The sequence below is a fragment of the Hyphomicrobiales bacterium genome, assembly GCA_016710435.1.
Classification (GTDB): Bacteria; Pseudomonadota; Alphaproteobacteria; order Rhizobiales; family Aestuariivirgaceae; genus Aestuariivirga.
The window spans coordinates 1-4,751 of sequence record JADJVV010000042.1; the positions used below are offsets into that span (position 1 = coordinate 1).

A 4,751-nucleotide genomic window follows, 5' to 3' on the forward strand; every position below is an offset into this window, starting at 1 on the left:
AATCCATGAGCACCATGATGATGCAATCCAAGAAGGCCGCCGCCCGCGTCCGGCCGTTTCTGTCCGCCAGGCAATGGGCAGCCATGTCCGCGCTGTGTCAGGGCGAGGAAGGCGAGTTCTTCCAACAGAAGTTCATCGACGTGGCGCAACAGATCGACACCATGCCCAAGACCTACGAGCAGAGCGGCGAGGGCGACCAGGCGATCGTGCACCTGCACTACTTCATCGGCGGATCCGACTGGTACATCACCGAGAAGGATAGGGATGGCGGCGTCGACCAGGCTTTCGGCTACGCCTGCCTCAACGGCCTTGAAGACTTTGCCGAGATCGGCTACATCAGCATCGCGGAGATCACGCAGTACGGGGCGGAACTGGACTTGCACTGGACGCTGCGCAGCTTGGGCGACGTCAAGGCCCTGCGTGCCCGCCGGGCACGTTCGTGGGCCGCGTAGCGACCCGACGCTGGCTGCTTGGCCGCACCAGGCGCGCTCGTCGCGCCTTGCCCCCTTCAGGGGCTTTTTCGAGGATGGTGGCGTCCCTTGGAAACAGCCGCTTGCTGGACTATCATCTGCATTGCATTTGTCGTACCGCCATGGCTTCATCGCCTGGCGCGCAACCAGTCAGCCCCTGCAACTGGGTCGGCCGCCAGGCTCGGGGTTACCTCGAAACATTCAACCCTCTCATTGGAGCGTATCGCTCGACTCGCACCTCCGAGCGCAGGGGCCTTGTGAAAACAGGAGATCAGCATGAAAACCGCTACTCACACCTTCAATACCGTCCACGGGCAAGTCACCGTGCAGATCGACATTTTCGACATGGATGCGGTCGAAGCAATCGATGTCTATGAGCTTCCAGCCGACCTGTATTCAAGCGGCGGGTACCGAATCGAAGGAGTCGTCAACGGCGTGCCGCGACGAACTCGGTTCTAGCGGCCTTCTCGGTTCCTCCTATTACGGCGAAGGTACGGAAGAGGCGGCCCGCGACTTCCTCGCCGACGCGCATCAGCAAGGCTTCTTTGCTGCTTGACTTCATGAGCCGCCACCCTTTGTCCGGCGCAGTGATTCCGTGAGTAAAAACCACCGCAACCGCTCCTGGCGTGCGAACTGGACACCCGAAAGGGTGTCCCGCACCGCCACCCACAAGTCGGGCGTCACGGCCCGCGTATCGCCGTCGCCGACCGACCCCGCGAAGGATCGGATCACGTTGGAAAACACCGACAAACTCGATCTGGCACGCTGGGACTTGGGCGCGCTGACAGAACAGGCTGTCAAGCTTTGGATGGAGGGACTGTTTTGACAAACTCGCCGCTTCCCGCCGTCCGCGTCCAAGGAGGGGTCACTTGCCGCTCACTTACGTGCGGCGTCGGGGAGGGGGGTAGATCACAAATTCACAAATACGCGCACGGCGCGTCGCTTTACACTGTGGATAGACCACAAACGCGCCGGCGGAACCCGGTAAATCTCGCAAGGAGATAGCAATGCAAACCGAATCTCACAACTTCATCACCGCCTTTGATGACGAGGGACGGTACCACCTTGTGCGCCCTCTCGATGCGCCCAAGTTCAGTGCCGGCGTAGCTCATAACATGCAGGTTGATTTGTCTCAGCCGGTAACACTTGTCCGTTGTCGAGAAATATTGCAGCGGGCATCCGAAACGGTGCAGGCAAAGCTAAGAGAGATCACGATCCACGATAGCGAATACACAAGGACGCCCGGAAACGAGTGCGGCGACTGGCCCGAGGAGTGTCTGCGCGACATGAAATACTGGTACGACAAACGCGCGGACACCTTAGTTGTTTTCGACAAAGGCGTAGTTGTTTGCCTCGATGAGCACGGATCGATCCTGCGCGGTGACGACGCTGCCGTTGTCTTCGCCGATTCCTTGGATCTTTGATGGAGCCGAAGCAACATTTGATTGCTCTCGCCAGACGCCATCCTGGCCTCTGGCGAGAGGCCGAAAAACTCCGTGTCAGGATGGGTGATAGCTGGCCGACATGGTGCTATCTGCCGGCCCCAGCATGGTCTGTGGCCCTTGGCGGCGGTATGGCGCCGCCTCCCACTCCGGCCCATGTAATTGACTCGGGGATCGCGGCCGCCGTTGGCGCGTGGAGGATGACGCAAGGCATATATCGCTTCGATGCGGGGCTCTACCAAGCGCTTATCGCTACGCCTGTCCAGGGCGATATTCCGGTCGACGTCCTGTACCGAATGCCAGAATGGTGCGTCTATGTGGAGACGCCAGGCTTGGTCTATGCCGCCGAAGGATCGGCAATGAATGTGGCAGGAGCATGGCTGCATCTCGACTACGGTCACAAAACCGGGCAGACCAAACTACGGGCTGTGCTAAACGCCGGCGAGGCGCTGATCCCTATCGGTTTCCCAATTCTCGGCAACGTACCTGAGTCGTTGGAGAGCGCCCTGCGAACATCCGCGCTGTACATCGGTGAGCATGGCCGTTCGCTACCAGATTTGGCTGCAGCCGCATCCGGTATTCGTGCCGTAATGGAGCCGATAACCTCGCTTCTCCTTTACCTGTGCGCAGATGATGCCGAAATCGGCGATGGAACAACCCGTCCGGAAAAGCCCAATCCGAAGCGGACCAAGCAAGGATGGAGACTGTTTCCACCCGACAAAGTGCGCGAATGGGATGTTGGAGTTCGCCTCGGGGCCGCCCTGCGTCGTGCCGCGAGCGAACCGACCAACCCGACCAACGCTACGGGCAATGACGCGGATCGAGCCCGTCCGCGTGCCCACGTTCGTCGCGCTCACTGGCATACGTTCCTGGCCGGTGCGGGGAGATCGGAGCGGCGGATAAAGTGGTTGCCGCCTATTCCCTGAACCTCGACGATCCTGATTTGCTACCGGTTACCGTGAGGCCCATAGAATGATTGCGCACAGCCTTTGAGACGCTCCCCGACAGCGGAATCCGCATACCGCTTGCCTGGCGGGCCGAACGGTTGTGTAACGCAGAGCGATTTGTCGCTTGCAAGGAGACTTTCTTGAGGAGGCTCGGCAAACCGCCGCTCTTGAAGAAAGCCCGCCTCGTAGTATAGAGTTGGCACGTTGTCATCGCAGTACCGCCATGGCTTCATCGCCTGGCGCGCAACCAGTCAGCCCCTGCAACTGGGTCGGCCGCAAGGCCTGGGGTTCTCTCAGCAGCAACCACCCGAACGGGAAGATTCCACTTCCCGGCCGGGGCGTGCGATCTCCCGTTTCTCTTTTCTGAACAGGAGATCGTTTTCCGCGACTCAATCCGCTCAGCCTTCCGCCGACAAGATCAGCCAGTTGAACGTCAACCTGCGTTCGATGGAACTCGGTCAGTGGAAATACCTGATCTCGAAAATCGACGAGCCGACCACGGCACGGATCATTGTCGAATACCTCGACAGCGAGCCGGCCCAGAAGGCGCGCTTTGCCGGGATCTACATCCGCGCACGCGATACCGTACAACGCTCGCGCGTGCGCTACGCCAGACCCTCAAGTGGGGCCAGATGGCGGGGCGTCTGACCGCGTGGATCATCCGGTCCGCCCGGCGGCGCAGCGACGGCCGCACCGCCGGCAGCACGGGCGGCGCGCGTAGCGAAACGCCGGCCGATGCACTGGTCTGGCCGGAACTGGCTTGCGCAATAGCGTTCTTCATTCACCCACCCGTCACGGGGGACAAGCGCCCCGGCGGGCGCTCCGTTCCTGCGTGATCGACCTGCAAAGGAATCAAGCCATGAACACTCCCTTTCCTGCCACCGTCGCGTTCGGTTCGCCCGGCGCCGAACAGGGGGGCGCTACGTCCCTGTATGCCGTGCTCGAATGCAGCGATGTCTTCGTCGACGCGGTCGTGCTCGACAGCGCCGGCGAACTGATCTTTCTCTCGCTGTATGGCCGCGACACGGCCATGCTGCATTTTCTGGCCTCGTCTACCCTGCCGGTCGGCAGCGGCGGACGCAGCTTCTTCACCCTGGTACGCGGCGGCGAGCTACACAAGATCGGTCTTGCTCCGATCCGGCGCGGCTGGACAAACTCACCGGCCGGCTGCCGCGCGACAACCTGTTCGGCAACCTGACCCATGTCTGGCTGTACTACAAGGAAGGCATCCTGCCTGACCGCAGCAACCGCAGTGCGCTGTTGCTCCGCTTCGAGGAACCGATGGAGCGTATGCGTGATGCGAACTTTGGTTGCTGGTACGCGAACTGTGTCCGGTACCGCTGCTCGATCATTGGCGCGAACCGCTGATGGCGGCGACGGGCGAGCTGCTCGTCACTCCCCTGTCGGCTGACAGCGCAGCACCGATCGGCGTGGTGGACGGCGCGCGTGTGGCTTTGCCGGACGGGTTCGAGCACATCGTCTCGGCGGCCGTGGCCGATGGGGCGCTGACGCTCGAAGCCAGCGATCTGCCGATGGACTGCGCGGCGCGAATCCGCAGCGTGGCATCTCGTTTCTGTCCGACAACCGGTGCTGACGAAGCAGCCAGCGCCGAAGCCGACGGGCTATGACCGCGACAACGCGGACCAAGCTGTATTGATTTGCTGATTCCCGCCTTCGGCGGATGCCTTCGGCCGGCCACCCGGCCGGCTCTCTCAACCCCCGTGCGGGTGCGCTTCCCGTGCGGGAGGCGCTGTCTCCGCATGTTTCGTTCACGATGGAGACCATCATGACAACTATCGACACGATCCTTCCCGCGGCGCACGCGCTGCCCAAACCGGCCGAGTTCTCGCTTGGCGACTTCGTGGCCACCTTTGGCGAGTCCTTGCTCGATG

8 protein-coding genes are annotated in these 4,751 nt (G+C 61.7%); all 8 read left to right on the forward strand.

Going from position 1 to position 4,751, the window contains the following annotated elements:
- Positions 1 to 14 precede the first annotated feature (14 nt).
- The 8 genes from IPM06_21195 to IPM06_21230 all read left to right on the forward strand — a co-directional run bounded on the left by IPM06_21195 (position 15) and on the right by IPM06_21230 (position 4,487).
- Positions 15 to 452, forward strand: coding sequence for a hypothetical protein (locus tag IPM06_21195; protein MBK8772928.1), 438 nt, complete (start codon positions 15 to 17; stop codon positions 450 to 452).
- Between the two features lie 294 nt (positions 453 to 746).
- Positions 747 to 929 carry a hypothetical protein gene (locus tag IPM06_21200; GenBank protein ID MBK8772929.1) on the forward strand — a complete coding sequence of 61 codons (183 nt, stop codon included), beginning with the start codon at positions 747 to 749 and terminating at the stop codon, positions 927 to 929.
- A gap of 190 nt (positions 930 to 1,119) precedes the next feature.
- Entirely contained in the window at positions 1,120 to 1,296 is a 177-nt protein-coding gene (locus IPM06_21205; protein MBK8772930.1) for a hypothetical protein, read from the forward strand.
- Positions 1,297 to 1,477: 181 nt separating this feature from the next.
- Positions 1,478 to 1,894: a hypothetical protein gene (locus IPM06_21210; protein ID MBK8772931.1), complete on the forward strand. Its 417-nt coding sequence runs from the start codon at positions 1,478 to 1,480 to the stop codon at positions 1,892 to 1,894.
- A gap of 218 nt (positions 1,895 to 2,112) precedes the next feature.
- Positions 2,113 to 2,838 (forward strand): hypothetical protein, encoded by a 726-nt coding sequence (locus IPM06_21215; GenBank protein ID MBK8772932.1) that lies wholly within the window; start codon positions 2,113 to 2,115, stop codon positions 2,836 to 2,838.
- Positions 2,839 to 3,063: 225 nt separating this feature from the next.
- Positions 3,064 to 3,507: a hypothetical protein gene (locus IPM06_21220; GenBank protein ID MBK8772933.1), complete on the forward strand. Its 444-nt coding sequence runs from the start codon at positions 3,064 to 3,066 to the stop codon at positions 3,505 to 3,507.
- A 211-nt stretch (positions 3,508 to 3,718) separates the two neighbouring features.
- Entirely contained in the window at positions 3,719 to 4,057 is a 339-nt protein-coding gene (locus IPM06_21225) for a hypothetical protein (protein ID MBK8772934.1), read from the forward strand.
- Between the two features lie 112 nt (positions 4,058 to 4,169).
- Complete coding sequence (locus tag IPM06_21230) at positions 4,170 to 4,487, forward strand: hypothetical protein (GenBank protein MBK8772935.1); 318 nt, start codon at positions 4,170 to 4,172, stop codon at positions 4,485 to 4,487.
- Positions 4,488 to 4,751: the final 264 nt, after the last annotated feature.